Genomic DNA, 25,778 nt, shown 5'->3' with positions numbered 1-25,778 from the left:
GCTAACATCTATTGACACTAAACATAACATGGTATAAAATGAGAAGCAGTTAAGGCGAAGGAGGAACTGAAACGATGAAAGAAGATAGACGTTCTGCCCCGCTGTTTCCTATTGGTATTGTTATGGATTTAACACAATTGTCTGCACGTCAAATTCGCTACTATGAAGAGCATAATCTTGTTTCTCCAACCCGTACAAAGGGGAATCGTAGGTTATTTTCATTTAACGATGTAGATAAGTTGTTAGAGATTAAAGATTTATTAGATCAAGGCTTGAATATGGCTGGTATTAAACAAGTGTTACTAATGAAAGAAAATCAAACAGAAGCAGTGAAAGTAAAAGAAGAAACGAAAGAAATTTCAAAAACTGAGCTTCGCAAAATACTTCGAGATGAACTACAGCATACAGGTAGGTTTAATCGAACTTCATTGCGACAAGGTGACATTTCAAGGTTTTTTCACTAAAGATAACTGATTCTGAAGGTGTTTAGAGGGACTAAGGAGGAATTTATAATGGCTAGGTACACAAGAGAAGATATTTTCCGTTTGGCGAAAGAAGAGAATGTAAAGTATATCCGCTTACAATTTACAGACCTTTTAGGAGTAATTAAAAACGTAGAAATTCCAGTGAGCCAATTAACAAAAGCTCTTGATAACAAAATGATGTTTGATGGATCTTCTATTGAAGGTTTCGTACGTATTGAAGAATCTGATATGTACTTATATCCGGATTTAGATACTTGGGTAATTTTCCCTTGGACAGCTGAAAAAGGTAAAGTAGCTCGATTAATCTGTGATATTTACAATGCAGATGGCACTCCATTTGATGGTGATCCACGTAACAACTTAAAGCGTGTATTAAAAGAAATGGAAGCATTAGGATTCTCAGATTTCAATCTTGGACCAGAGCCAGAATTCTTCCTATTCAAAGTAGATGAAAAAGGAAATCCAACATTAGAATTAAACGATAACGGTGGATACTTCGACCTTGCGCCGATGGATCTAGGGGAAAACTGTCGTCGTGATATCGTTCTTGAGCTTGAAGAAATGGGCTTTGAAATTGAAGCGTCTCACCATGAGGTTGCTCCAGGACAACACGAAATTGATTTCAAATATGCAAATGCAATTCGCTCATGTGATGACATTCAAACATTCAAACTTGTTGTAAAAACAATTGCTCGTAAACACGGTTTACACGCAACATTTATGCCGAAACCATTATACGGTGTGAACGGTTCAGGTATGCACTGTAACTTATCACTATTCAAAAATGGTGAGAACGTATTCTTCGATCAAAACGGTGACTTACAATTAAGTGATGATGCTCGTCACTTCATCGCAGGTATTTTAAAACACGCACCAGCATTTACAGCGGTAGCGAACCCAACTGTAAACTCTTACAAGCGTTTAGTACCTGGATATGAAGCTCCTTGTTACGTAGCATGGTCTGCACAAAACCGTAGCCCATTAGTACGTATCCCTGCATCTCGTGGTATTAGTACACGCGTAGAAGTACGTAGTGTTGACCCGGCTGCAAACCCATATTTAGTAATGGCTACATTATTAGCGGCAGGTCTTGACGGAATTAAAAATAAATTAACTCCACCAGCTGCAGTAGACCGCAACATTTATGTAATGACAAAAGAAGAACGCGAAGAAGCAGGTATCGTTGACTTACCAGCAACATTAGCGCAAGCTTTAGTTACATTACAATCTAACGAAGTAATTAGTAATGCATTAGGAGATCACTTACTTGAGCACTTCATCGAAGCGAAAGAGATTGAGTGGGATATCTTCCGCACGCAAGTTCACCAATGGGAACGCGATCAATATATGTCTCTATACTAAGAGGCTTAAACCCTTGATACAAATGGTATCAAGGGTTTTTTTATTTCTTTTTTGTTACAACGTTATATAGGAAAACAGCCACAAAACAACCACAAAAAATACAAAAAGTTTCACTCTAAAACATTGTTTATGTACTTTTCAAATTTGAAAATATAACGTGTTGAGATTTTTATTTATCGGGCATTTTTATAGGAATAATATAAAGGTGCTAATAAATTTACAAACGGATTTGCCAATACTTACGAGAAATGAATATCATTTGATCAAGCAATTTATTTAATATATACGACCTATTTCAATGGGGTGAAAATACCTTGCTGAAATACGTCTCAACACAAAGAAAAACGCCCTGATATTACGATATCAGGGTGTTTTCGTCATTTATCTACAATGAATTATGAAGAATATTGTCGTAATTTTTGAGGTGAAATTAAGAAGGTGTTAAACAAAAATAATTTATATTGACTCGTTCTATATAAAGAACTAAAATGGCATTAATTAGAAATGTTTGTATATTTGAAAAAGTCAAAATAGCGATTTGGTTTTTTGTGGAATTTTAAACTGAAATCTCATTGGTATTAAATGAGGAGGAGAAGTAATGAATAAGGAAATAAATTTGAAAAATTTATTTAATGTAATATGGAAAAGAGTATGGATACTACTATTGTTTACGACTCTCACAACGGTAGGAGGAGCCATGTATAGTATGTATATGAAAACACCTTTGTATGCCTCCTCAGCAAGGGTTATTGTTCAAGCTAACGCTGAAACGATGAATACATTGAAAGCGATGGTAAATGAGCCTGTAATATTAGAAAAAGTAGCTGCTGAATTGAATATTAATAGATCTGCAGGTGCGTTAAGTGGGCAAATAAGTGCAGAAAGTGTACAAGGCTCCCAGATTATGAAGATAAATGTAGTGGATACGGATCCGGTGCTTGCGCATAAAATTGCAAATACTACAGCTGCCGTTTATAAGCGAGAAGTAGCGAATATATTGAATTTTAATAATGTGAGTATATTACCAGAGGATCCAGTTCAAAAATATTCGATGCCTATAAATATAGATCACTTTAAGACGATATTAATTGCATTCACGTTAGGTATGGTGCTCAGTATCGGTTTTATTTTTTTATTGGATTCACTTGATGATCGAATCAAATCCGAACGAAGAATTGAACAATTGTTAGATATCCCTGTTTTGGGTGGGATTTCTAAAATGAATAAGAAAAATACGAAAGATAAATTTAGTGAAAAAAATAAAGTGTTATTGGGGGAGGGAACAGAGTGGCATACAAAAATAGACGAAAAACAAATGAAGTTAAAGGAGAAAGTATAATTTCGTATACTGCCCCAAGATCGAAAATTTCGGAGCAGTATCGTTCGCTTCGAACAAACATTCAATTATCTTCGTCTATTCACAAAAGCAGAACGATAGTTATTACTTCTCCGAGGTACGGTGAAGGAAAATCAACGATTACAGTAAATTTAGCAGTCTCAATAGCGCAAAAAGGTGAAAAAGTATTGGTAATAGATGCGAATTTACGAACACCAACGATTCATGAAATGTTTGGAGTAGAAAATACAATTGGATTAACGGATATATTGAACGGAACAACAAATTTGGAAGGTGCGGTGAAAAAAACAGGGATGGAAAGTCTGGATGTATTAACTAGCGGCCCAGTACCATTCAACCCGTCAGAAGTACTTAGTTCAAATTCAATGGATATGTTAATTCAAAAGGCAATGGGACGGTATGATATCGTATTATTTGATTCTTCACCTGTATTAGAAGTAACAGATACGAGCGTATTAGCTGATAAGTGTGAAGGAGTACTTTTGGTGATTCGATATAATCGCACTGTGAACGAAGATGCACTTGAAACGAAAAGAGCACTAAGTTTCACGAAAAGTAAAATATTGGGTGCGATTTTGAATGGGAAAGTATAAAGGCTATTTATAAATTTAAATTTCGTACATAAAAACGTTCGTTATAAAGAAATGTTAATAGAATTATGATGTGGTGATGTCTCCTAACCGTTATCAATGGAGGCACTCGGTTATGCTGTGGGGTGTGAAAACAACCTTAGATGCCAGTCATCAAAAGTGTAATGTGAGGGAGGGTTAGATGCCCATGTTTTATTAAAGTTTCTAACTATGTGCTTTTAATAAAGAGAATATAGTTAGAAACTTTAAATTTGAAAGGGTTAAGTAAGGAATTGATTAAAGGAGGAAGTTATATGACGTATCGTCGGAGGATATCGTTATTGCTTTTAATGGATTCACTGATTGTATTAAGTGCAATTTTTTTTAGTTATTTTTTTGTAAATGCTAGCTTCAGTGTTATCACCTTGTCATCAGTTGTTAGCTCTATCACTTTACTAGTTAGTCATCATCTGTTCGCTTTTATTTATAAACTGTATAAAAAAGCTTTGGAATACGCGAGTGTAGGAGAATTGTTAATTATATGCAAGGTCGTTACATTTTCTATACTTACCACCGCAGTTGTGCAACAACTAATTATGCAAAAAATGTATTTTCGATTGTTGGTTGTAACTTGGATGATTCATATGTTATTAATTGGTGGTTCTCGCTTTATTTGGAGAATGTACAGAGATATTTATTATGTAAAAAAGGGTGATAAGAAAAGAACGTTAATTGTTGGTGCTGGATCAGCAGGAACAATGGTTGCAAGACAGTTGTTGAAGAATAGTACCACAGAATTAATGCCAGTTGCGTTTATCGATGATAATGTCAAAAAACATAATCTTGATATATGGGGGATTCCAGTAATTGGTGGTATGAATCAAATTGATTATGTTATAAAAAAACTGAATATTGAAATGATAATTTTGGCAATTCCGTCGTTAAATAAGAGAGAGAGAAATGTTATTTTAAAAGATTGTTTAAAAACAAATGTGAAAACTCAAATTCTGCCAATGTTAGAAGACTTAGTAACAGGTAAAGTTTCAGTGAATGAATTTAGAGATGTTCAAGTAGAAGATTTATTAGGAAGGGATCCTGTAGAGCTAGATGTGGATATCATTTCAGATTATATAACTGATAAAGTCATTTTAGTTACTGGTGCAGGTGGATCAATTGGTTCAGAAATTTGTAGACAAGTTGCGAAATTTAAGCCGAAAAAATTGATTTTATTAGGACACGGAGAAAACAGTATTTATTCAATAGAAATGGAATTAAATGAAAAATATAATGATAGGAAAGGCGTATTTATTCCAGAAATCGCAGATATTCAAGATAAAAAGAAGATGCTTTTAATAATGAATAAACATCTTCCAGATGTTGTATATCATGCAGCTGCACATAAACATGTACCATTAATGGAAAACAATCCTGAAGAGGCTGTTAAAAATAATGTAATTGGGACTATGAATATAGCAGAGGCTGCGAGAACAAATGGAGTAGGAACGTTTGTTATGATTTCGTCTGATAAAGCAGTGAACCCGACGAGTGTTATGGGGGCGACAAAGAAACTAGCTGAGATGGTAATACAGCATAAAGATAAAACGAGTCATACAAAGTTTGTTACTGTAAGATTTGGAAATGTGTTAGGAAGTAGAGGGAGTGTTATTCCGTTATTTAAGAAGCAAATTCAAAAGGGTGGACCAGTTACAGTTACGCATCCAGATATGGTCCGTTATTTTATGACAATTCCGGAGGCATCTAGACTTGTAGTACAAGCTGGTGCATTAGCCAAAGGTGGAGAAATTTTTGTACTGGATATGGGAGAACCAGTAAAAATAGTTGACCTTGCTAAAAACCTCATCCGATTATCAGGAAACTCTGTGGAGGAAATAGGAATAGAGTTTACTGGTATACGCCCAGGAGAGAAACTTTTTGAAGAATTACTAAAAGAAGATGAAATGAATGAGAAGCAAGTTCACCCAAGAATTTATGTAGGGCAAGAAATGAATGTTCGTATAGAAGAAATAGAAGAATTAATTTCAGAATATACAGAATTAAATGAATTTGAGTTAAGGAAGAGATTGTTAAATTTAGTGAACCAGCGTAAAACTTTAAAACTATTAATACCGGTATCAGGTTAATGACAAAAAATTATTATAAGACGGGTGCGTGGGATGGTGTCTAAAAAAGTTCTGTTTTGTGCAACTGTGGATTATCATTTTAAGGCTTTTCATTTACCGTATTTGAAATGGTTTGCAGACCAAGGCTGGGAAGTACATGTTGCAGCGAATGGGAATATACATCTTCCGTACGTTACTCAAAAATATAATATTCCTATTCAAAGATCACCTCTTAGCATACAAAATCTTCATGCATATAAAAAACTAAAATCAATTATTCATCAAAATAAATATAATATCATTCATTGTCATACGCCTATGGGAGGTGCAATTGCTCGTCTAGCTGCCCGGAAAGCACGGAGGGAAGGGACGAAGGTCATATATACGGCGCATGGATTTCACTTTTGTAAAGGAGCATCATTTATAAATTGGCTTCTATATTATCCAATTGAAAGAAGTTTAGCAATCAATACAGATTGTCTCATAACAATTAACCAAGAAGATTACAATTTAGCAGTTAAACATCGTTTTCAAGCGAAAGATATTAAACTCGTTCACGGTGTAGGGGTAGATATAGAACGATTTACTCCTGTAACTGAACCTAAGAAACGAGAATTAAAGCTACAATTCGGCTATAACCCACAAGATTTTTTAATGTTTTATGCTGCTGAATTTAATAAGAATAAAAACCAAAGTTTTTTAATTCGTGTAGTAGCACAATTGAAAAATGAAATTCCGCATGCGAAGCTTTTACTTGCTGGTGAAGGACCGTTAATGGAAGAATGCAAAAAACTAGCTACTCAACTTGGGATGAGTAATATGGTGCACTTTCTTGGCTATAGAAATGATATAGCCTCTTTACTACAAATGTGTGACCTTGCAGTTGCATCCAGTCACCGGGAAGGCTTGCCAGTTAATATTATGGAAGCTATGGCTTGCGGACTTCCGGTTGTAGCTACTGATAACCGGGGGCATAGGGAGTTAATTATTAATAATAAAAATGGTTGGATTATAGATCGCGATGACATAAAAACGATGTCTGAAAGAATAGAGTCTATTTTTAAAAATATTAAATTACAAGCGCAATTTGGACAGTGTGGACGTACTCTTATTACAAATGAATATTCAGTTAATGAAGTATTGAAAGAGAAACAAGAAATTTATACAACATATATGGATGAAATGGAGGATTTAAATTGGGCACTCCATTAAGGGTATTACATGTAGTCGTAAATATGAATAGAGGCGGAGCCGAAACTTTAATTATGAATTTGTATCGTAATATAGACCGCTCAAAAGTACAATTTGATTTTTTAACTTGTAAAGAGGGAGTATTTGATGAAGAGGTAGAAACATTAGGCGGCAAAGTTCATCGAATTCCATACGTTACAGATGTTGGTCATCGAGGCTATATAAAGGCACTAGATACTTTCTTTAACTCTCATCCACAATATAAAATCGTTCATTCACATATGGATAAAATGAGTGGATTTGTACTTCGTTCAGCTAAAAAAGCAAGGGTTCCAGTTAGGATTGCGCATAGTCATAATACTAGTAGTGAAGGTGGTACTGGTGCAAAAATTTATAAATGGTATGCAGGGAAATCTATAGATACATGTGCAACACACTTGCTAGCATGTTCAAACGCTGCTGCCAGGTGGTTATTTTCAGGTAAAGCTGATGTAGCTAAAATCTTAAAAAATGGAATTGATTGTGATAGATTTTTGTTCTGTCCAGAAATGAGAAAACAAGTAAGAGAAGAATTACAACTTGAGCAAGACGCTCTTGTTATTGGCCATGTTGGAAGATTTGCCCATCAAAAAAATCATACTTACCTTATAGAATTATTCGCGCAGTTAACTCAATTTAGGCCAAATTCAATTCTTTTATTAGCTGGCGAAGGGCCACTTCGTATGGAAATTGAAAATCAAGTAAGGGAATTAAATATGGAGAAGCATATAAGATTTCTTGGGGTACGAGCCGATATAGAGAGGATACTTCAAGCATTTGATGCATTTGTTTTTCCATCCATACATGAGGGATTACCACTTACTCTCATAGAGGCGCAAGGAGTTGGTTTACCTTGTATTATATCAGATGCAATTACGAAAGAAGTGGACATGGGAATGAACCTCGTTGAACATGTTCCTCTAACAGATAAGAAGGCTTGGATAGAAAAAATGAAAAATATAGAAATTAGTAATTTTTCGAGAAAAGTACCAGCTCAAGTACTTTTAGAAAAAGGCTACGATATAAAACATACGGCAGAATTAACTCAAGACTATTATGCTGTACTTTCGAGGTGAGTAATTTGGAGAAGTTAACGATTTTCACCCCTACTTATAATAGAGCGTATTGTCTTACAAATTGTTATGAGAGTTTAAAACGTCAAACATGTAAGAGTTTTATATGGTTAATAATAGATGACGGATCTAGTGATAACACAAAAGAGTTGGTGGATAGTTGGATAGCTGAAAAATATATCAAAATTATGTATCATTGGCAACAAAATCAAGGGATGCATGGTGCTCATAATACTGCATATGAAATGATTGAAACGGAGCTAAATGTTTGTATTGATTCTGATGACTATATGCCAGATGATGCTGTAGAAAAAATCCTTTCTTTTTGGAGTCGCAATGGAAATGATGAAGTTAGTGGAATAATTGGACTGGACTTGTATACAAATGGGCAAATAATTGGCTCAAAGTTACCGGAGAACCTTAAATACTCCACACTTTTTGATCTTTATAGCAAATATGGTGTCACAGGTGATAAAAAATTGGTCTATCGCACGGAATTGACCAGGAAATATCCATACCCCATTTTTAAAAATGAAAAATATGTAGGATTAGCATATAAATACTATATGTTAGATCAACAGTATAAGATGTTATTGATGAATGAGGCACTTTGTTATGTGGAATACATGGCTGATGGATCATCAATGAACATGCTAAATCAATATCGTAAAAATCCAAAAGGGTTTGCATTTTATCGCAAGGAACTTATGAAATTGCCATTTACTAATCGACTATTTAAGTATAGGCAAGCTATACATTATGTATCTAGTAGTATCATAGCGAAAAATATAAGATTTATACAAGAATCGCCATGTAAAGGACTAACAATGTGCGCACTACCATTCGGAGCTATCCTTTATAGCTACATTGCAATGAAAACAAAAATGAAAGTAAACATTTAGAGATGTATTTAGTAAGTAAATGAGAGGAAATAATAATGACTATACTTTGGATGAATCTTGCTATAGTATTCATACTCGCATTTTTTGCAAGGTATTTTGCTATACCTGTGACTAATAGTCTTACATCGATAAGGCCAAATCAGTTTTTAATTTTGATGGCAGCTCTATCTCTTGTATTAGTGTCAGGGCTTAGAATTAATATTGGTGATACTTATTTTTATATGCATGCATACACATCTACTGAGTTTAATTGGGAATATATCCAAAATAATAAAGACATGGGATTTAATATTTTACAAATGATTTTACAAAAGTATACCGATGATCCTCAAGTCATGGTTTTTATTACCGCGTTGATAACAAATGTGCTAATCGTATTCGTTCTATATAAGTATTCAAGGTTAATTGACTTAAGTTTATATGTCTATATCACGTCTGGGATGTACTTAACATCAATGAATGGAATTAGGCAATATTTAGCTGCAGCTATTGTTTTTGCTGCGACCAAATATATTCTTGATGGTAACTGGAAAAAATACATTTCTATTGTTCTGCTTGCATCAACATTTCATCAGAGTGCGCTTGTTCTCATACCAATATATTTTCTAATTCGCAGAAAAGCTTGGTCAACAACAACGTTTATCCTTCTATTTTTAGCGGTGCTTATCGTTATAGGGTTTAATCAATTTTCTGAGATTTTCTTTGCAGCGATAGGGGATACTCAATATGGTCATTACAAAGATTTTCATGAAGGCGGTGCCAATATACTTAGAGTTGTTGTTGAGGCTGCACCACTCATACTTGCGTTCTTTGGTAGGGAAAGACTGAAAGAATTGTTTCCAAAGAGTGATTATATTGTAAATATGGCATTACTAGGTGCAGTTTTTATGCTTATTTCAACACAAAACTGGATTTTTGCAAGGTTTGCTATTTATTTTGGATTATACCAATTAATATTAATTTCTTGGGTTGTAAAGCTGTTCACTGAAAAGGATCAGAAGTTTGTCTATTATGCAATTTTAGTATGTTACTTTGTTTACTTTGTATATGAGCAGGTCATTACTTTGCGGATTATTTATAAGAGTCACTTTTGGGGATAATAAAGGTTCAATATATGGAATTGATTATAGGATTGGGGTAGGTTTCAATGGTTAAGGCTAAAAAGGCCATAAGAGTTTTGCATATTGTCAGTGCTATGAATCGAGGCGGTGCTGAAACGCTACTAATGAATATATATAGAAATATAGACAAATCACAAGTTCAATTTGATTTTGTTTCACACAGAACTGAAAAGTGCGATTATGATGAAGAAATTGCATTATTAGGTGGTAAAATCTATAGGATTCCAAGTCTAGGTCAAGTAGGGCCTTTTGCGTATATTAAAGAACTTACAAAGATAATGTCTGATAATCGATATGTAGCCGTACATGCGCATACAGATTATCAAGGTGGTTTCGTAGCTGTGGCTGCAAAAAAGGCTGGTATAAAAAAGAGAATTTGCCATTCTCACAGTAACAATTGGCCACAAGGATCTGGAGTCGCAGCAAGAGTTACCCTAAAGATTCTGCGATCTATTATTAAATATGCTGGAACAGACTATTGTGCGTGCAGTTCTGAAGCGGCGCGTTTTTTATTTGGTGAAAAGATGCTCCACCATAATAAGGTGGAATTGATTAAAAATGGAATAGATATAAAACAATTTATTGATGTGGAGATAGAGGAGATTTCTAGTGTAAGAAAAGAACTTTGTATACCGGATGCTGCGAAATTAATTGGACATATAGGTCGTTTTTCAGAATCAAAGAATCATATTTTTATACTACAAGTTTTAAAGGAGATTTTAAAGAAGGATACAAATTTTATCGCCATTTTAGCAGGGGATGGTCCGTTAAAAGCTTCTATTGAATTGAAAGCAAAAGAACTAGGTATTTATGAAAATATTAGATTTTTGGGAGTGAGAAATGACATTCCGATAATTATGAATATTATTGATGTTTTTGTATTTCCTTCTTTATTTGAGGGTTTTGGAATTGTAACATTGGAAGCACAATGTGCAGGTGTACCTTGTGTTGTAGCGGATACAATACCTAAAAATACTGATATGGGATTAGGTATTGTATCGTTTGTTGGCTTAGATGAAAAAATTGAAATATGGTCCACAGAAATTTATAAAGCTCTATTAAAAGAAAGACCTGAAAAAGCAATTATAATTAACAACATTTCAAAATTAGGTTTTGATATCAATAATAGCATTCTTGAGTGGTTAACGTTATATGGAATAGAGTGTAAGGAATCCATAAGGTGAAAATTAGGTTATTATCAATTTGTACACTGGAGTCATATGTTGATTTTTTGGTAGGAGATACCATGAATCACCATATGACATAAAAGAAACCTATGATAGATTTTGTGAGGGATTTGATGATGAAAAAGAAAAAAATATTGATTGCATCTTTTGATTTAGCAATTGGTGGAGTAGAACGAAGCTTAATTGGTTTGCTAAATACAATTGATTACAGTAAATATGATATAGATTTAATGTTGTTTAAACATGAGGGAGAGTTCTTTTCTTTATTACCTAAAGAACCGAATTTGTTACAAGAATTTAAAAAATACACTACTTTTAGGAAATCAATTAAACAAATAGTACAAGATGGGCATATCTCTATTGGGATAACAAGGTTGATAGGTAAAGTTATGGGTACTGTGCATGGGGGGTATCGGAAGAGTGAAGAACCAGGATACTTTGTCATTCAATATGGATGGAGAATGTCTCTTCCATTTCTTCCGAGGTTGGAAGAAGAGTATGATGTTGCGATTAGTTTTTTGTGGCCACATTATTTCGTAGGTAATAAAGTGCGGGCGAAAAGAAAAATTGGGTGGATTCATACAGATTATTCAAACATACAACTTAATAAAGGTATGGAATATAAAATGTGGAAAGAAATAGATGATATCGTGGCTGTTTCTGAAAGTTGTAGAGATACATTTCTTAGTAGCATTCCTTATATAAATAAAAAAGTACAGGTTATTGAAAATATAATATCTCCTGAGTTTATACGTGAGCAATCTAATCACGATGTTAATCATGAAATACCAGTTGACCTTGAACGGATAAAACTAGTTACTGTAGGTAGACTTTCACATGCTAAGGGAATCGATGACGCTATATATGCCTGTCGGAAATTATTGGATCAAGGATACGATATTGAGTGGTACATCGTTGGATATGGACCTCAAGAGACTGAACTTGAAAAATTGATAGATAAACTAGAGCTTCAAGGTAGATTCTTTCTACTAGGCAAGAAGACCAATCCGTATCCGTACATAAAAGCGTGTGATATATATGTACAACCATCCAGATATGAAGGGAAAGCTGTGACAGTACGTGAGGCACAAATCCTTAATAAACCAGTACTTATAACTAATTTTCCAACTGCAAAAAGCCAATTAGAGAATGGTGTAGATGGATATATTTGTCCAATGGGTGTAGAGGGGATTGTAGAGGGGATAAAAAACTTGGTTGATGATGTCGAATTCAGAGCTGAAATTGTGAATAATGTTAGTCAACGGAATTATGGGAATGAAACAGAAGTGGAAAAGATATATAGATTAATTGAGTGATAATTGACTAAGTTATAAAACTAAAAAATCTTTTATTATATGTATAAAAGATATTTGGAGGAAGTGTTTTCATGGATAATGTTTTAGTATTAGATACGTCGGTAGGTTCTCTTAACAAGGGCGATGACATAATAATGAAGTGTGTAAAGTACCAGTTATCTGATATAACTCAAAATGCATATGTTTTAACATTACCCACTCATGTTTCACCCTTTCATTGGTATCAAGTAGCAAGAAAATCACATCGAGTACAGATTTATAGTAGCGCTAAATATAAGTTTGTAGGTGGTTCAAACTTGCTAGCGATGGACATGTTTACCCATTTTCCTCAATGGAATATTAATATGTTTAATTGTGGTCCTTTAAAAGGGAGTATTCTAGTTGGTGTTGGTGCAGGGAAAGGTAATAAGATAAATATGTATACAAAGTTGTTATATAAAAAAGTTTTATCACATGAATATATACATAGTGTTAGGGACGAAAGGACGAAAAGATTTTTAGAAGAAATGGGGTTTAAAGCTTTAAATACAGGTTGTGCAACATTGTGGTCCCTTACACCGGAGTTTTGTAAGGAAATTCCGACTGAAAAATCAGAATCAGTTGTTTTTACACTTACTCATCATTCTAAGAACCGTATAAAGGATCAATTATTGATAGATATACTTAATAAAAATTATAAAAATGTTTATTTTTGGATACAAGATGCGGGAGATCTTGAATATTTGAAAGAATTAAAAGGTGTACAAGAAATAAAAATTGTACCCCCTACTATAGAAGAGTACGAAAAAATATTGCATAGAGAAGTAGATTATATTGGAACACGTTTACACGGCGGTATATTTGCGATGCGAAATAAAAAACGTACAATAATTATATCTATAGATGAAAGAGCCAAGGGAATGGGCGAGACATATAATTTAAATTTAATCGATAGAACTGATTTTAATAATCTTGAAAAAATGATTAATTCAGAAATAGTCACAGATGTTAAGGTGGATTTTGATGTGGTAAATCAATGGTTAAGACAATTCTCAAATTAAACAGAACATATGGTAAATGAGGCGATTTATTAGGAGGTAAAAATGAATAGCATAATTCTTGATGAAATTATAATAAAAAATAACAGGGTGGATTACTTTTTTAGTATCGAGGGGGATTTACAAAAATATTTTAAAACAAGTAATCATATGTTTCTTGAATACAACTATAATGTATCGGATATTCCAAATAGCATTTTAGCTATTCCATTTGTTGCGAATGTAGTCCCTCTTATATGGATTACTGATTCAACAATAGTGATAAAAGAATTAGATAAATCCTTTTATGTCTGTTTAAATAATATAAAAAGTGCATATCAAAATATGTTTCCTAGTGTCAAATTTATGGGTTCCATTGTAGTAGATAAAATTGTTGACAATTCTTACATTCCTAAACTTGAAGCAGCATCTCTATTTAGTGGGGGGCTTGATGCACTTACTACTTTTATAAGAATAAAGGATAAAAAGCCATTATTGATTACGGAATATGGATGGCATGAAGATGATATAGAGAATAGTAATGTTTGGGAAGCAGATAAAGAAAATGTTATAAGTTTTGCAAAAGAGAATGGATTAGAAAATATTCTTATTCAATCTAATTATGGGACTTTTATAATTGCGGGGAATGTTGACCATGACTTTAGAGATAAATTAGGTGATACATGGTGGCATGGATTGCATCATGGACTAGCAATAATATCCGCAGCTATTCCTATAGCTTTCAAACTTAAGATAAAATGCATATATATTGCAAGTTCTAATTCTCCTTTATATCAAGTTACTTGTGCATCTGATCCAACAGTCGACAATGAAATAAAATATGCATCGGGTGAAGTTTTTCATGATGGATACGAACTTACTAGGCAGGATAAAGTTAAAGTGGTTGTTGACCATTATTCAATTAATAGGGAATCGGTTAATATCAGAGTATGTTTTAAAAATGAAGAAAATTGTTGTAAATGTGAAAAATGTTTAAGGACTATTATGGGAATTATTGCTGAAGGAAAAGATCCTCGGGAGTATGGGTTCAATATCCCGAATAATCTTTTTCAGTACGTCAAAAAATCTTTAAATAATGAGGTTAAGTTTTTTACAAATACGTTCATTGTTATGTATTGGAATCTAATTCAAATTCGGATGAAGCAGAACTACATTTATATATTAGACAAAGAATTACTAGAGTGGTTTTTGAATTATGATTTTAAAGCGCAGAGAAGAAACGCATTACTAAAATACAGAATAACGAAATTTTTTCCAATTTTAAAAAGGAAAATTAGTATTAAAGTAAATGCAATACTTAAACAAAACAATTAAAAATAGAGGGTATTATTATGAGAATACAAAATTCCCTGAAAAATATATTATTTGGTTTGTCTGGACAATTACTCAGTATTGGTATGGGCTTTGTGGTTAGAACGGTTTTTATTTATACACTAGGCATAGAATATTTAGGTGTGGATGGACTTTTTACAAGTATATTAATTATGTTTTCACTAGCTAATTTGGGTTTTGATACTGCTATAATTTATAGTTTATATAAGCCTTTAGCTGAAAATGATATTTATAAAATACAGGCATTAATGAACCTATATCAAAAAGCATACAGATTAATAGGATTAATAGTTTTGTTAATAGGGTTATTACTATTACCATTTCTTCCTTATATAACGAATGCCCATAATACAATTGAAAATATTAACATGATTTATCTCTTATTTTTAGTAAGTTCAGTTTCATCATATTATTTTGTGTATAAGCAATCAATTATTATTGCTGATCAACGTAATCATGTTATTTCCAAAATACATAGTATATTCACAATCATATCTCACTCGTTACAAATTTTTTTATTGGTAGTTATAAGTAATTATATTTTGGTGCTAACAGTTCAATTAGCATTGAGAATAATTGAAAATATATATATTGCAAATACGGCAAATAAATTATATCCATATCTACAAGGGAAAAATAATGAAAAACTATCCAAAGAAGATAGAAAGTTATTCTTTGAAAATTTGTATGCTTTATTATTATATAAAATTAGTGGTGTAGTAATTAACGGAACTGATAATATTGTTATCTCTAAATTTATTGGAATTATTTGGGTTGGTGTATATTCGAACTATTTATTGATTTTAAATACACTAAATACCCTATTGGGGTATTTTTTTTATTCTGTTACTGCCAGTGTCGGGAATTTAAATGCTAAAGAAGATGCGGAAAAAAAGTATTTTATTTTTCGTGTGCTGAATTTTGCTAATTTTTGGATATATGGTTTTTGTACTGTTTGTCTTTGGAATTTAATGAATCCATTTATAACTCTATGGTTAGGTGAGGATTATGTGTTTAATAAATACATAATATTTGCTATAATCCTGAATTTTTTTACTGCTGGAATGCAAAATACGGCCACAACTTTTAGAGAAACCACTGGTTTATTTAAAAAAGGAAAATATAGGCCTATTATAGCGGCTGTCATCAACATTGTAGTTTCTATAATTCTCGCGAAATATATAGGGATTGCAGGTGTATTTTTGGGGACCATTATCAGTAGATTGTGCACTTACTTCTGGTACGATCCTTATATTATATTTAATTTAGTTTTCGAAAAATCAGTGAAATTATATTTTGCTAAATATGGATTGTATGTAGTGTTGGTTTTAGTTGCTGTTATAATAACGGATATTCTAGGCAATATCTTTAATAATTCTATCGTTATTAACATGGTAATACGTAGCGTTTTATGTTTAGTTATTCCAAATACAATCTTTTTAATGGTGTTTAAAAAGACTGAAGAATTTAAGTATTTTATCGATTTGTTTGAAACGTTAACAAATAAAATCATAGCTAGAAGATTAGCACATAAAAATTCAAGTAAGACCTATCTATGAATAAGTTTTTGAATTTCACCAAGTCGCATAATATAGTGATTAAAATACTATTTAAGTAATTTTTCTGAAAGGGTGTTTTTGATTGAAAAAGAAACTTTTGTTAGTCACAGATATAATGTCAATAGGTGGAGTCGAAAAAGTTATAGTGAATACTTTGAATGGGTTGGATTATACTAAATTTGAAGTAACTCTGTTTATTATGTATAGAACTGAAGGCGAGAAGGAGAATATAAAAAAAATCCCGGAAAATGTTAGAATACAATATCTTTTTAATAAACCTGTTAAAGGCATTTATAAAAGATTACTGTATTACTTATTTATATGTTTGCCTCATATATTTGTGAATAAGTTCATAGTTAAAGAGAATTATGACATTATAGTAACTACTAAAGACTTTTTTTCATACCCAATTAGTATTAATAAGTGTTATAAAGTTATGTGGATTCATGGAGGGTTGGAACATCTTGAAACTGAGGAATCAACTACATTTATTAATTATAAAAGATGGATTCAAAGACGAGCTTACAGAAAATTCGATACAATAATTACGTTAACAAATGCTGCACGAAAACGATTTGGTAATAAATATGACTTGAACGAACGATGTCAAGTGTTGTTTAATCCGATTAATAATAATGAAATAATAAAACTATCTCATGAAGAGGTATTGGACTATGAATTCAAGGGTGGTATAAACATCGTATGTTCTTGTAGATTAAGTGCTGAAAAGGGCATTGATAGGTTAATACGTTCATGTAAAAGATTATTAAGTGAAGGTTATGATTTTAATTTGATAATTTTAGGAGATGGTCCTGAAAGAGAAAAATTAAATGAAATGATTTTTCATACACCCATTTTAAGTAGGAAAGTAGATATTTTGGGATTTAAGGATAATCCATATAAATATATGAATAGGTGTAATATGTATGTCTCATCCTCATTAACCGAGGGATTTCCTTTAGCTGTAGCGGAAGCGATTATTTTGGAATTACCAATTATAAGCACGCATTGCAATGGAATTGTTGAAATGTTAGATAATGGAGAGTATGGATTGTTAGTTGAAAATAGTGAAGGTGGTATCTATGAAGGGTTAAAAAAAATACTCTCGTCTCCTAAATTAATAGAGTATTATAAATTGAAAAGTAAAGAACGAAAGGAGTTTTTTTCCTATAAAAAAAACATTAGATTATTCGAACAGATCATAAGTGGGGAGAATGAATAAAACTCTAAAAATGTTATATGTTGTGTTAATTCAATCGATAGAGGTTATGCTTAGAATAAGAAGATAAAGATTCTGATGTGCACAATAAAATGAAAGGAGGTGTATTATAAGTAAATATATTAAGAATGATATTATTCTAGAAGAGAAAGGGCGTTATGTATAAAAGCATAGCGTTTTTTTAATTACATACATCTAGATGTTTAACAGTTAGAGCATTGTGAGATTAAATGATGTACCATAAAATCTAAAAAGAACGATAGAATTTAGTTTATTACTATGACTATTTGGATAAAGGGCGGTGAAGTGTATGAGTCGGATAAGTGTAGTAGTACCTATCTATAATGCAGAGAAAAAAATTGATAAATGTATAAATTCTATTCTTAACCAGACATTTGAGGATTTGGAATTGATTTTAGTGAATGATGGATCTTCAGATGGTAGTTTGGATATATGTAGGAAATATGAAAAGCTAGATAGAAGAATCATTGTAATAAATAAGAATAATGAGGGAAGTATTCCAACTCGAAAAAAAGGAATAGAAGTTTCGAGTTCTGAGTATGTCATGTTCGTTGATGCAGATGACTGGATTGACAGGAGAATGGTTGAAATACTATATAAACACTCTATTGAAAGTTCTGCGGATATTACAGTTTGTAATACGTATAAAGTTCTAGGTAATGGTATGTTGATTAAGAAAAAAAATAAAAGTGAATACTTCGATAATAATAGAATTTATGATAAGGAGGAAATAAGACAAGAATTAGTAGTAGCATACTTTTGGGGGCACCCATTCCCAGCTTCGTTATTTGCAAAGTTATATAAAAGGAAGATACTCGAAAGTTGTGGGGGATATTTAGGGAAAATACATTTTTTGGGAGAGGATCTTTTTTATAATTTGGAAATGTTTATAAAATCAAATAGGGTAACAATTATTGATGAGACTTTATATTATTATAGGATGGGTGGACTAACAAGCAAATATATGCCGTATTTATTTGAGGATATGGTCAATGGTTATCAAATACAAAAAGAAGTTATTAATAAATATTATTTAGATACTAAACAAGAGCAATACAACGGAATTAGTATAATGTTGCTAAATACATTTAAAACATGTCTATATAATTTGTTTAATAGTAACCTGAGTGAAGTGCATATTAGAGAATTAATAGAAGAGTATGTTTCGAATGAAAAGGTAATAGAATGTTTGCATAACGAAGGTTCTCGGGACTATTTTTCAAAGGAATATTTAGAGGCTATCAAATATAAAAATATAGAATATTTGTACGTACTAGGTGAAAAAGTGTATAGAAAGGGGAAAATTAAAAGGGGTATTAAAAATATTATTGCTAAGTTTCCTGTAATCTAACTTATTGTGATTAGTTATGAAAATACAAAAGGGATTATAAAAGTTCTTTTTAAATAGTGAATTCCTGTATCGATATTTATAAAGTACAATTAATTCTACTATATCCAATCAATTTACCATGTTGCACATAATATATAGAAAAGTGAAAAAGAGGTGTAAATTGATGTGGATTAGAAAGGCTAGCCTTGGAAGTTTGAGTGATTTGAATTTTGTAAGCAAGCCCCCTTCTAATGATGATATTTTGACTTATGATAGTAATCAATCAAAATGGATTCCAAAATCGTTAGGGATTACAAATTCTTTAAGTATATATACATTTGAATTAGATAGGTGGAATGTTAAGAATGATGGAACTGATGCCGTTAATACTTCTCAAGGGATTAATAATGCTTTAGCTTGGGCATCGCAACAAGGGTATACAGAAGTTGTGTTACCAAAAGGTATATATTTAATTGATAAACAAAATCCTATTGAACCTCAAAGCTATCTTACACTCAATTTAAATGGTTCAATCTTAAAAATAGAAACGAATAAATTGACAGGATATGCAATTGTGAGTTTTCGGAAAAATCAGATCTACTCCAGGATTACAAATGGTATTATCCAAGGGGATAGAGATACACATGATTATTCGAGTGGAGGAACACATGAGGGAGGGTACGGAATTGAAGTTGGGAGTTTTACTCCACCTGCTGATGGGGGGAATAATACAAGGTTTATATCTTTAGATAATCTAGATATTTTAGATTGTACAGGAGATGCGATTACACTGAATAGTACTTTTGGTCAGATTTCACCTTTCCCTACATCATTAGCAATTTCATTTGAACAGGGAGCAATTAATACAATAGATGGTTCATTAGTAAGTAGTACAACAAAGATACGTTCCAATTTGAGAATTGATATGACTCAAGTGGCTATTGTAAAGTATGGTTACTTCGGTTTGTATGGAAATGGATACGGAGCATTGGGTTCTGATATAAAATGTGATTATTATGATGTGATTTTTTATACTTTAAGTGATGTATTTATATCATCAAAAAATAATGTGCAATTTTTTGATGAAGTAGAGGTTCCTAAAGGAGCAAGTTACGCTAAGATCGTTCTGCATCAAGGTAATGTTCCTGCTCCTACAAATTGCTTAATAAATGTTCGAGTGCCTTCGTTCCCTCAATATACGTATATTGAGAAATGTAATTTACATGACTGCCGTAGACAAGGAATTAGTGTATGTGGTGCAAAGAATGTATACATTCGAGATAATAATATTCATCATATTGCAGGTACTAATCCACAAAGTGGAATTGATGTTGAAGATGGATATGACTTAAACCAATATATCTATATTGAAAGAAATAATTTTCATGATAATAAAAATTACAATATTATTGTTGTAAATGGAAAATTTATCTATATATTGGACAATTCTATTATGAATACAGTATCAAATGCTTATGTTGGGCTAGCAGTTAATGGTGGCGCCGATAGGGTAATGGTGGCAGGAAATAATATTCGATTAACAAAAATCTCTTTGTCAGGCGATGTTATTTTCTCTAATAATTACGTATATGGAACACAAATAAACACGCAGGGTGTATATGCGAACAGGTCTATTAACATAGTAAGTAATGTTTTTTGTAATAGTAAGATGATTATTGATACACCTTTTCCATATGTAGTTAAAGTTGATTCTTGTCGTTTTTTTAATGATGCGGATAAATTAGCTTCCTTATCATCATTGTATCAATGGACTTTAGAGGTTAAAAATGAGCCGCAAATAATTTCGAACTGCGTGTTTGAAGGGCAAGATGTGTTGTATTTAAATTATGTAACAGCAGGAACATTTAAACCAGGATGGATATTTGAAAATACACTATTTAATAATGTTACAAACCCAACCTTATTTGCCGGAACATATACGAATTGTTTTTTTAAGGAAATTGATTTGTTGGGTGCAACAAGTAAAACAACCTCTTTAGAGTTAAGAGATTGTAAGTTCATTAGTAAGGATAGATACAATACGTTACTTACAGTAAATAACCTCAAATCATTCAAGATGATTAATTGTCATATTGAAAAACCGAATGGAACGGTCTTAAATATTCAAAATGTATCTGATGATATAGTGTTAAGTGGAAATGTTATAAAAGTTACAAATGATACTCTTCAAAGAACGATTGTTATTTTAGATGGAGAATTTGCAGGTAAGCAAGCAGTGATCCAAAATAATACTATAACCGCAGTAAATTTAACGCAAGTTGGAATAGATAATAGGACAGCAAGTAATACACTTCAAATTGTAATGCAAAATAACATGTTAAATAATGCAACAATGATGATTACAGGAAAAGAATGTCTACAAGGAAATGTTGTTAACGGTGTGATAGATCCATACTATCGAATACCAACTATCCCAACAACAGGATATTATAGATTAGGACAAGAAATAAGAAATTCAAATCCGATTGCAGGAGGATATATTGGTTGGATTTGTTCTAGAACTGGATATGCAAATAATCAAACGTGGACAGCGTCTAAAAGTTATGTGAAAGGAAATAGAATTAATTTTGATAACCATGTATATGAAGCACTAAATAATGGTACGTCACATAAAATCTCACCCACTTTTTCTACAATTTCCAGCGGTACTATTACTGATAACGATATTGTATGGAAGGAAATCGGTCCATTGGCCATGTTTGTAATGCTCGGACAAATGAATGCGTAATATGCTTAATTATTAATATAAAAAAGAAAGGCTACCATGTTTTCATAAGCATAGTGGCTTTTTATTTATGCTGAGCTTTTAGAACTTTAGGAAGAAGTGCCATATAACGACAGCTAAAAGTAAATATATACGATTTAAATAAAATAACTGATGTGGAATGTATAATAAGAAAACAGCAGGTATGAAAGGAGGAGATTTTATTTATGGAAATTTCAAAAAGTGATACAAAAATGTTAAAAGGAGCAGCTATATTACTTATGTTGTTACTTCACCTGTTTGCTAGGAAAGAAGTTAACGGGATGTATGAAACCTTTTTAACAATCAATGGGACACCGTTAATTTACTATTTGGCATTATTTGGAGATGCGTGTGTACCTATATATTGTTTTGTAAGTGGTTATGGCTTATATGTAATTTTTTATAAAGAACAAAGATTAAATGTAAGTAGAAATTGTATGCGTATATTAAAACTATTAATGAATTATTGGATAGTGCTTGTTCTATTTATTATTGTTGGCTTTTTTGCAGGTAAATCAGAGGTTTTCTCAGGTGGTATAATAAGTTTTTTTCTCAATGTCTTTGTACTATCATCTTCATATAATGGTGCATGGTGGTTTTTACAGACATATATTATTCTTGTCTTTTTAGCACCGTTATTGACTAAATTGGTGAGAAAATATAATTCAATAAGTTTGTTACTGCTTTTTGGTGCTATATATTTAGTGAGTTATATTCAACGTATAAAAAATGTTTTGGATGTTGGGCATCATACAATTCTGGGTATGTCAGTAAATGCCGTGGTATTGGTTGGTACATCTTTACTTCCATTTATTGTGGGTACTATTTTTGCGAAAGAAAAAATTTATTCAAAAATATATAATAAATGTTATTACATGCCCTATAAGAATATACTTTGTGCTATAGGGATTATTATGTTAATAGTTTTACATGCTTTTTATGAATCTATGATTATCGCTCCTTTTACGGCTATTGCATTTATAAGTTTCTTTATTCTTATGAATAAGAGTAGTGTTATACAACATACATTATCCTTTTTGGGGGAGCATTCGACAAACATATGGTTGACTCATATGTTTTTTTATATGTCAATTTTTCCAGGGCTTATATTTGCACCTAGATATCCAATCATAATTTTTATTTGGTTGATAACGTTATGTATTGCTTCATCTTATGTAATCAATTGTATATACAAACCTATAGCGCGAATGATTGACAACAAAAGCTTTATTACACGTGATAATCAAAGAGCGATTGGATAGTTTTTTCGTTGAAGTAGTTGTTTGTTATGAATTGAATTATAAATAAGTGGCTGGAATAAATAATTTCGAAAGATGAAATTGATAATAAATTAAAGAAAAACTAAATGTATAAATAAAAAAGGAACTAAAAATACGAGGTTTAAATTTTTTCTAAGATGTATAGTGAAATGAGGTAAGTTTGTAACGAATGTCTTTTGGTTTATTTATCTTTGAAAAAGCATCCGTAAAAATATTAACAAGGAGTATGATTATTAATGAAGAGACTCTTTGATATACTTATTTCTTTATTATTATTATTATGTTTTTTCTATGTTATTCTTTTAGTGGCCGTTCTAGTTAAGTTTAAAATAGGCTCACCTATACTATTTAAACAACAACGCCCAGGTATACACGGACAGCCTTTTTATCTTTATAAGTTTCGCACGATGACTGATGATAGAGATAGTAATGGCAAGCTGCTACCTGATTACACTAGATTAACTAAAGTTGGAAAATTTCTTCGGAAATATAGTTTAGATGAATTACCACAATTAATAAATGTGCTAAAAGGTCAATTAAGTTTGGTTGGTCCTCGACCATTATTAATGGAATATTTGCCTTTATATTCGCAAGAACAAGCTAAAAGGCATAATGTTAGACCTGGAATTACTGGATGGGCTCAAATTAATGGAAGAAATAGTATCTCCTGGGATGAGAAATTTAAATTAGATGTATGGTATGTTGAGAATCAAAGCTTTCTTTTAGATTTGAAAATATTATATCTAACTATTAGTAAGGTTTTAAAGTCAGAAGGGATAACAAATAATAAGCATGTGACTATGCCAATTTTTAAGGGGAAAATCGAACATGGGGGAGAATGAAATGAATATTTTGTTTACTAGCTCTGGTAGGAGGGTCTCCTTAATTAAACAATTTAAGGATGCGCTTAAACAAGAAGGAATCAAAGGCAACATTTTTACTGCAGATTTAAAAGAAACTGCTCCTACTAGTTACTTTAGCCATAAGCATTTTATTGTTCCGCGTGTAAATGAAGAGGGATATATAGATGAATTATTAAAAATATGTAGATCTCAAATGATAAATCTAATAATTCCGTTAATTGATACAGAATTAATCCTTTTGGCTAATAATTCGAAGGTTTTTGAAGGTATTGGTGTAAAAGTACTAGTTTCTAGTATGGACTTAAATAAAATTGCTCACAACAAAAAATACACATATAACTTCTTTGTTTCTAATAATATATCAACGCCCAAAGTATATAGTGATGAGGAGATTGAAAGAAAAGAATATCAATTTCCATTATTAATTAAACCTTATGATGGCAGTTCTAGTAAAGGTGTAACAAAAATAATGAATGAAAAGGAATTGGAATTTTTTAAGGAGTATATACCTAACGCTATGATACAAGAGTATGTTTCAGGAGAGGAATATACTATAGATGTCATGGTAGATTTTTATGGGAATATAAAAACGATCGTACCTAGATTGCGTATAGAGACACGAGCAGGTGAGGTAAGTAAAGGTATGACCAAGAAGGATATTGATATTATCAAAGCAGCAGAAACTGTAATAAAAGCCCTTCCTAATCCCATTGGTTGCATCACTTTACAATGTTTTAAAAAGGAAGATGGGCAAATTACGTTTATTGAAATAAATCCTCGTTTTGGTGGAGGAATTCCGTTATCAATTGAAGCGGGAGCGAATTTTCCACTATGGACAATTGAAATGTGCCAAGGAAAAATGTTTACGGAGCAAGATTTCAATTGGAGAGAAGATTTAACAATGCTTAGATATGATGAAGCGGTTTTTATGGAGAGTATTTAATATGGTAATTAAAGCAATTGTGTTTGATATGGATGATACTTTGTATAAAGAAAAAGATTATGTCGTAAGTGGCTTTAAAGCAGTGGATGATTGGATTAAAGAGAACTATAAGAAAATTGGATTTTATAATATAGCAATTCAATTATTCGATTCGGGGGAAAGAAAGTTTGTGTTTAATAAAACACTTGAAAAGTTAAATATTGATTATGATGAAAAATTGATTAGTAATTTGATAGAACAGTATAGGATCCATAAACCGGATATTCAATTACTAGAGGAAGCGGATTGGGTGCTGAATAATTTAACTAATCACGTAAAAATAGGGCTAATTTCCGACGGATATTTAGTTGCCCAAGAAAGAAAAATAAATGCATTAAAGTTAAAAGAGAGATTTCATTCGATTATTCTTACTGATAAGCTTGGAAGAGAATATTGGAAGCCAAGCCAAATTCCTTATGAAAAAATAAGTAAGGAACTACAGGTTCCACATCAGCAATGTGTTTATATAGGAGATAATTTAAGTAAGGATTTTATAACTGCGAAGAAACTAAACTGGATAACAATTCATATTAATAGAGAAGATGGAATTTACCGTAATCGTATAGTTGAGCAAGATTATAAAGCACATTATACAATAAATAATTTAAGAAGACTTCCTGATATACCTGTATTAAAACATATGTTTTTAGATACATAATATTTTAA

At 31.8% G+C, this 25,778-nt stretch carries 21 protein-coding genes; all 21 read left to right on the top strand.

Annotation, left to right across the window (positions count from 1 at the left end; translation table 11 throughout):
• Window positions 1-74: 74 nt before the first annotated feature.
• The 21 genes from glnR (at window position 75) to COE49_RS04560 (ending at window position 25,770) form a co-directional block, all read left to right on the top strand.
• Window positions 75-464 (top strand): transcriptional repressor GlnR, encoded by a 390-nt coding sequence (gene glnR, locus COE49_RS04660; RefSeq protein ID WP_000656783.1) that lies wholly within the window; start codon window positions 75-77, stop codon window positions 462-464.
• Window positions 465-512: 48 nt separating this feature from the next.
• The gene (gene glnA, locus COE49_RS04655; RefSeq protein ID WP_000135337.1) at window positions 513-1,847 is read left to right on the top strand and encodes a type I glutamate--ammonia ligase; all 1,335 of its coding nucleotides are present in this window, start codon (window positions 513-515) and stop codon (window positions 1,845-1,847) included.
• 598 nt (window positions 1,848-2,445) lie between these two features.
• Window positions 2,446-3,186, top strand: coding sequence for a YveK family protein (locus tag COE49_RS04650; protein ID WP_088230016.1), 741 nt, complete (start codon window positions 2,446-2,448; stop codon window positions 3,184-3,186).
• The gene (locus tag COE49_RS04645) at window positions 3,135-3,797 is read left to right on the top strand and encodes a CpsD/CapB family tyrosine-protein kinase (RefSeq protein WP_088230015.1); all 663 of its coding nucleotides are present in this window, start codon (window positions 3,135-3,137) and stop codon (window positions 3,795-3,797) included. The genes COE49_RS04650 and COE49_RS04645 overlap by 52 nt, the downstream gene beginning before the upstream one ends.
• 290 nt (window positions 3,798-4,087) lie before the next feature.
• The gene (locus COE49_RS04640) at window positions 4,088-5,914 is read left to right on the top strand and encodes a polysaccharide biosynthesis protein (RefSeq protein WP_098945735.1); all 1,827 of its coding nucleotides are present in this window, start codon (window positions 4,088-4,090) and stop codon (window positions 5,912-5,914) included.
• 33 nt (window positions 5,915-5,947) lie between these two features.
• Entirely contained in the window at window positions 5,948-7,105 is a 1,158-nt protein-coding gene (locus COE49_RS04635; RefSeq protein ID WP_098945734.1) for a glycosyltransferase family 4 protein, read from the top strand.
• Window positions 7,090-8,199, top strand: coding sequence for a glycosyltransferase family 1 protein (locus tag COE49_RS04630; protein ID WP_098945733.1), 1,110 nt, complete (start codon window positions 7,090-7,092; stop codon window positions 8,197-8,199). The genes COE49_RS04635 and COE49_RS04630 overlap by 16 nt, the downstream gene beginning before the upstream one ends.
• A 5-nt stretch (window positions 8,200-8,204) precedes the next feature.
• A complete protein-coding gene (locus tag COE49_RS04625; protein ID WP_098945732.1) occupies window positions 8,205-9,098 on the top strand; it encodes a glycosyltransferase family 2 protein in 894 nt (297 codons plus the stop codon).
• A 35-nt stretch (window positions 9,099-9,133) separates the two neighbouring features.
• The gene (locus tag COE49_RS04620) at window positions 9,134-10,198 is read left to right on the top strand and encodes an EpsG family protein (protein WP_098945731.1); all 1,065 of its coding nucleotides are present in this window, start codon (window positions 9,134-9,136) and stop codon (window positions 10,196-10,198) included.
• 47 nt (window positions 10,199-10,245) lie between these two features.
• Window positions 10,246-11,403 carry a glycosyltransferase family 1 protein gene (locus tag COE49_RS04615; protein ID WP_098945730.1) on the top strand — a complete coding sequence of 386 codons (1,158 nt, stop codon included), beginning with the start codon at window positions 10,246-10,248 and terminating at the stop codon, window positions 11,401-11,403.
• Window positions 11,404-11,522: 119 nt separating this feature from the next.
• The gene (locus COE49_RS04610; protein WP_098945737.1) at window positions 11,523-12,722 is read left to right on the top strand and encodes a glycosyltransferase; all 1,200 of its coding nucleotides are present in this window, start codon (window positions 11,523-11,525) and stop codon (window positions 12,720-12,722) included.
• 71 nt (window positions 12,723-12,793) lie between these two features.
• Window positions 12,794-13,762: a polysaccharide pyruvyl transferase family protein gene (locus COE49_RS04605; RefSeq protein ID WP_098945729.1), complete on the top strand. Its 969-nt coding sequence runs from the start codon at window positions 12,794-12,796 to the stop codon at window positions 13,760-13,762.
• Between the two features lie 42 nt (window positions 13,763-13,804).
• Window positions 13,805-15,073 (top strand): peptidase, encoded by a 1,269-nt coding sequence (locus COE49_RS04600; protein WP_098945728.1) that lies wholly within the window; start codon window positions 13,805-13,807, stop codon window positions 15,071-15,073.
• 17 nt (window positions 15,074-15,090) lie between these two features.
• Window positions 15,091-16,650, top strand: a complete 1,560-nt coding sequence (locus COE49_RS04595) for a lipopolysaccharide biosynthesis protein (protein WP_098945727.1) — start codon at window positions 15,091-15,093, stop codon at window positions 16,648-16,650.
• Between the two features lie 82 nt (window positions 16,651-16,732).
• Complete coding sequence (locus COE49_RS04590; protein WP_098945726.1) at window positions 16,733-17,872, top strand: glycosyltransferase; 1,140 nt, start codon at window positions 16,733-16,735, stop codon at window positions 17,870-17,872.
• Between the two features lie 307 nt (window positions 17,873-18,179).
• Window positions 18,180-19,241 (top strand): glycosyltransferase family 2 protein, encoded by a 1,062-nt coding sequence (locus COE49_RS04585; RefSeq protein ID WP_098945725.1) that lies wholly within the window; start codon window positions 18,180-18,182, stop codon window positions 19,239-19,241.
• Between the two features lie 163 nt (window positions 19,242-19,404).
• Window positions 19,405-21,969 carry a right-handed parallel beta-helix repeat-containing protein gene (locus COE49_RS04580; RefSeq protein ID WP_098945724.1) on the top strand — a complete coding sequence of 855 codons (2,565 nt, stop codon included), beginning with the start codon at window positions 19,405-19,407 and terminating at the stop codon, window positions 21,967-21,969.
• 203 nt (window positions 21,970-22,172) lie between these two features.
• The gene (locus COE49_RS04575) at window positions 22,173-23,249 is read left to right on the top strand and encodes an acyltransferase family protein (RefSeq protein ID WP_098945723.1); all 1,077 of its coding nucleotides are present in this window, start codon (window positions 22,173-22,175) and stop codon (window positions 23,247-23,249) included.
• A 254-nt stretch (window positions 23,250-23,503) separates the two neighbouring features.
• A complete protein-coding gene (locus COE49_RS04570; RefSeq protein WP_098945722.1) occupies window positions 23,504-24,109 on the top strand; it encodes a sugar transferase in 606 nt (201 codons plus the stop codon).
• Window positions 24,096-25,073, top strand: a complete 978-nt coding sequence (locus COE49_RS04565; protein ID WP_098945721.1) for an ATP-grasp domain-containing protein — start codon at window positions 24,096-24,098, stop codon at window positions 25,071-25,073. Before COE49_RS04570 ends, COE49_RS04565 begins: the two co-directional genes overlap by 14 nt.
• 1 nt (window position 25,074) lies before the next feature.
• Entirely contained in the window at window positions 25,075-25,770 is a 696-nt protein-coding gene (locus tag COE49_RS04560; protein WP_098945720.1) for an HAD family hydrolase, read from the top strand.
• The last annotated feature ends 8 nt before the right edge of the window (window positions 25,771-25,778 follow it).

This window comes from Bacillus sp. AFS029637, from assembly GCF_002584985.1.
Lineage (GTDB): Bacteria > Bacillota > Bacilli > Bacillales > Bacillaceae_G > Bacillus_A.
The sequence above is the reverse complement of the archived record's forward strand: the minus strand, read 5'-3'. Positions and strand labels throughout refer to the sequence as shown.

Coding starts and splice junctions, on each gene's coding strand:
- COE49_RS04575 (WP_098945723.1), top strand. CDS start 22,173: ATGGAAATTTCAAAAAGTGATACAAAAATGTTAAAAGGAGCAGCTATA.
- COE49_RS04595 (WP_098945727.1), top strand. CDS start 15,091: ATGAGAATACAAAATTCCCTGAAAAATATATTATTTGGTTTGTCTGGA.
- COE49_RS04615 (WP_098945730.1), top strand. CDS start 10,246: ATGGTTAAGGCTAAAAAGGCCATAAGAGTTTTGCATATTGTCAGTGCT.
- COE49_RS04650 (WP_088230016.1), top strand. CDS start 2,446: ATGAATAAGGAAATAAATTTGAAAAATTTATTTAATGTAATATGGAAA.
- COE49_RS04585 (WP_098945725.1), top strand. CDS start 18,180: ATGAGTCGGATAAGTGTAGTAGTACCTATCTATAATGCAGAGAAAAAA.
- COE49_RS04635 (WP_098945734.1), top strand. CDS start 5,948: ATGGTGTCTAAAAAAGTTCTGTTTTGTGCAACTGTGGATTATCATTTT.
- COE49_RS04640 (WP_098945735.1), top strand. CDS start 4,088: ATGACGTATCGTCGGAGGATATCGTTATTGCTTTTAATGGATTCACTG.
- COE49_RS04560 (WP_098945720.1), top strand. CDS start 25,075: ATGGTAATTAAAGCAATTGTGTTTGATATGGATGATACTTTGTATAAA.
- COE49_RS04610 (WP_098945737.1), top strand. CDS start 11,523: ATGAAAAAGAAAAAAATATTGATTGCATCTTTTGATTTAGCAATTGGT.
- COE49_RS04600 (WP_098945728.1), top strand. CDS start 13,805: ATGAATAGCATAATTCTTGATGAAATTATAATAAAAAATAACAGGGTG.
- COE49_RS04620 (WP_098945731.1), top strand. CDS start 9,134: ATGACTATACTTTGGATGAATCTTGCTATAGTATTCATACTCGCATTT.
- glnR (WP_000656783.1), top strand. CDS start 75: ATGAAAGAAGATAGACGTTCTGCCCCGCTGTTTCCTATTGGTATTGTT.
- COE49_RS04570 (WP_098945722.1), top strand. CDS start 23,504: ATGAAGAGACTCTTTGATATACTTATTTCTTTATTATTATTATTATGT.
- glnA (WP_000135337.1), top strand. CDS start 513: ATGGCTAGGTACACAAGAGAAGATATTTTCCGTTTGGCGAAAGAAGAG.
- COE49_RS04580 (WP_098945724.1), top strand. CDS start 19,405: ATGTGGATTAGAAAGGCTAGCCTTGGAAGTTTGAGTGATTTGAATTTT.
- COE49_RS04565 (WP_098945721.1), top strand. CDS start 24,096: ATGGGGGAGAATGAAATGAATATTTTGTTTACTAGCTCTGGTAGGAGG.
- COE49_RS04605 (WP_098945729.1), top strand. CDS start 12,794: ATGGATAATGTTTTAGTATTAGATACGTCGGTAGGTTCTCTTAACAAG.